This window comes from Dietzia sp. DQ11-38-2 (assembly GCF_014145055.1).
Lineage (GTDB): Bacteria > Actinomycetota > Actinomycetes > Mycobacteriales > Mycobacteriaceae > Dietzia.
Genome location: NZ_JAALDW010000359.1, coordinates 2,061 through 5,155 on the forward strand (window position 1 = coordinate 2,061; position 3,095 = coordinate 5,155).

Consider the following 3,095-nt stretch of genomic DNA (forward strand, 5'->3'; position numbering starts at 1 on the left):
GCTGAACCCGTACACCGCCTGCAGGATCAGCCAGGGCAGGACCTCGAGGCCGAAGGCGGCGGTGAGGGCACCGAACAGGACCACGGTCATGAGCCAGGCGTTGATGTTGTCGTTACGCAGGCTCCACGGGGACTTGCCGAGGCGAGCGAGACGATTCTTCTCCAGCTCCCAGGCCGAGACGAGGGAGCCTGCGACGCTGCGCGGCAGGAAGGCCCAGAACGACTCGCCGAGACGTGAGCTCGCCGGGTCCTCCGGGGTCGCGACACGGGCGTGGTGTCCACGGTTGTGCTCGATGTAGAAGTGGCCGTAGGCGGTGGTGGCCAGGGCGATCTTGGAGAGCCACTTCTCGGAGTTCTCGATCTTGTGGCCGAGCTCATGAGCGGTGTTGATGCCGATGCCCCCGGCGATCCCCACGGCCCAGGCGATACCGATCTTGGCCACCAGGCCCAGCCCGCCCTCGTGGCCGAAGAACGACAGGTCGTCCGCGGTCCACAGATAGCAGGCCGTGATCAGGGCGGCGTACTGCACCGGGATGTACAGGTACGTACACCAGCGATAGAACGGATCGGCCTCCAGGCGTTCGATGACCTCCTCCGGCGGGTTCCGCCCGTCCACCCCGACGACCATGTCGAGCAGGGGGATGAACACGAACACGACGAAAGGCGCGACGAACCAGGCCACCACGGCGGCGGTGCCCCACCCGGCGTGGGAGAACCACGAGAACAGCCCGAGCGAGATGAACAGGGCGCCGGCCGGGATGAGCCCGAGCAGCCACAGGTATCGCTTGCCGTCAGTCCAGGGGTACGGCTGAGCCGCGGTCTCCTCTGTCTGGAGGTCGGTGTGCATCTGGAGGACTCCCTCGGTCGAACCCGGCGGCGTGTGTCGCACGCCACGTGATGCGTCCAACGTAGACAAACCACCGCCGTTTGTCTAGACAGCGGGGCTGATTTTGTCCACGGCTCGCCGCCATCGGGTCTCCGCGGTCGCCCGACCAGGGCTTCCACGCCCCGCCGGCGGGATCACCTGATTGAACTGACTCGCGGGTAAGTTACGATCTGGGCGTGCCCAAGACGCTGCTGCACCGATACACCTCCAGCCCCCGGGCGTTCCCTCTGCTGGCCTCCCTCTACCCGCCGCTGCTCGGCTCCGGCATCCGCATCCGGCACGTCGCCCCGGACTGGAGCCGCGGGGAGCTGAGCATGCACGTCGCGCCGTGGACCGCCAACACCAACGGCACCGCGTTCGGAGGCGCCCTGTTCGCCGCGACCGACGTCCTCTACGGGGCACTGCTGTCCGGCCAGCTCGGTGGCGGCTACCAGGTGTGGACCAAGAGCGCGACGATCGATTTCCGGGCTCCCGGCCGGGGCAGACTGCGGTGTATGGTGGACGTCCCCGGCCCCGAGGCCGACGCCATCAGGCAGCAACTCTCCGAGCGGCCGAGCACCAGCGTCGTCCACACGGCGGTGGTGACGGACAGCCGCGGCGCGACGGTGGTGGAGGCGCAGCACACGATGTGCGTGCGGCGGAAAAACTGACCTGGGGCGATTCCGGTGGAGGCGCGTAGGATAATCCGGTCACTCGGCCTTCCTCGGAAAGGACACCCCCGTTGGGAGCCTCCCCGCTCGCCTGGACCCTCGCGGTCTCACTCATCGTCGCACTGCTGCTGTTCGACTACTTCTTCCATGTCCGCAAGGAGCACATCCCGACGCTCAGGGAATCGGCCATCTGGTCCGCCCTGTACGTGGGCATCGCGATCGCCTTCGGTTTCCTGGTGTGGATCTTCGGCGGCACTCAGATGGGCGTGGAGTACTTCGCCGGGTACATCACCGAGAAGGCCCTCTCGGTGGACAACCTGTTCGTCTTCCTGCTTCTGCTGACCAGCTTCAAGGTCCCCCGCGCGGGGCAGCAGAAGGCGCTGCTGTTCGGCATCGTGTTCTCCATCATCGCGCGGACCGCCTTCATCTTCGTGGGCGCCGCTCTGCTCACCGCGTTCAGCGCGCTGTTCTACGTGTTCGGCATCTTCCTCATCATCACCGCGGGCCGACTCCTGGCCGAGGATGACGAGGACGACGACGCGGACAACGTCGTGGTGCGCCTGGCCAAGAGGTTCATTCCGGCGACCGAACACTACGACCACGACAAGCTGTTCACAATCGAGAACGGCAAGAAGGTCATGACGCCGATGATGATCGTCATGGTGGCGATCGGCGGCACCGACATCATGTTCGCGTTGGACTCCATCCCCGCGATCTTCGGTCTGACCCAGAACGTCTTCATCGTCTTCACCGCGACCACGTTCTCCCTGCTCGGTCTCCGCCAGCTGTACTTCCTGTTGGACGGCCTCCTCGACCGTCTCGTCTACCTCAAGTACGGCCTGGCGGCGATCCTGGGCTTCATCGGCGTGAAGCTGGTCCTCCACGCACTCCACGAGAACAACCTGCCGTTCATCAACCAGGGCGAGCACGTCGACGTGGTGGAGGTGCCCACCTACCTGTCGCTCGGCGTCATCGTGGCGGTCCTCGTGGTGACGATCGTGGCCTCGCTGGTGAGCCCGGCCGGTAAGGCTCTCACCGTCCTCGGCAACCTCAGGCGGCACTCGCACGAGTACCTGAACAAGAACTTCACCGACGACCCCGTCGAGCGGGCCAAGTTGTGGGCCAAGATCCTCGAGAACGAGGACAAGCTCAAGACGATCGACCGGAAGTACTTCGGAACCGAGGGCGACGTCTGGGAGCTCGAGCAGCTACTGCGCCGGGTCTGGGACGATCACGCGCGCTATGAGCGCGCCACGGACTACACGCGCTGACGGGACTACGCGCTGCGTACGGCCCAGATCCCGAGCGGATCAGCGACCGGCTCGCCGAGGAGCGGTGGAAGCAGCGTGGTCCCCGGCCACCAGGATCTCAGGGCGGGCAGCACGCCGCCCGCGTCCGATGGCACGGTGCCCACCTGCGGACGACAGGCGTTCGCGGGAGCGGAGGGCCCCCGTACGACGAGGATCGTCCACCCGGCCCGACACAGGGCGACCAGGTGACGCTCGGCCCCGGCCCCGGCCGCCGGGCTCGTCCCCGCCCCCGACGACCGGCCAGGTGAAG

Annotated in this window: 3 protein-coding genes and 1 pseudogene; 2 read left to right on the forward strand and 2 right to left on the reverse strand. The window is 66.7% G+C overall.

The window, feature by feature from the left end:
- Positions 1 to 846: alkane 1-monooxygenase (locus G6026_RS17410; RefSeq protein WP_241728059.1), on the reverse strand; the 846-nt coding region annotated here is incomplete at its 3' end.
- 215 nt (positions 847 to 1,061) lie between these two features.
- On the opposite strand from G6026_RS17410, the gene G6026_RS12195 reads away from it, so the two are divergent.
- Both G6026_RS12195 and G6026_RS12200 read left to right on the forward strand, forming a co-directional pair.
- The gene (locus tag G6026_RS12195; RefSeq protein WP_182613336.1) at positions 1,062 to 1,535 is read left to right on the forward strand and encodes a DUF4442 domain-containing protein; all 474 of its coding nucleotides are present in this window, start codon (positions 1,062 to 1,064) and stop codon (positions 1,533 to 1,535) included.
- A gap of 71 nt (positions 1,536 to 1,606) precedes the next feature.
- Positions 1,607 to 2,806 carry a TerC family protein gene (locus G6026_RS12200; protein WP_107755476.1) on the forward strand — a complete coding sequence of 400 codons (1,200 nt, stop codon included), beginning with the start codon at positions 1,607 to 1,609 and terminating at the stop codon, positions 2,804 to 2,806.
- A gap of 5 nt (positions 2,807 to 2,811) precedes the next feature.
- On the opposite strand, the pseudogene G6026_RS16975 reads toward G6026_RS12200, so the two are convergent.
- Positions 2,812 to 3,095, reverse strand: a pseudogene (locus G6026_RS16975) (hypothetical protein); the annotation flags it as partial.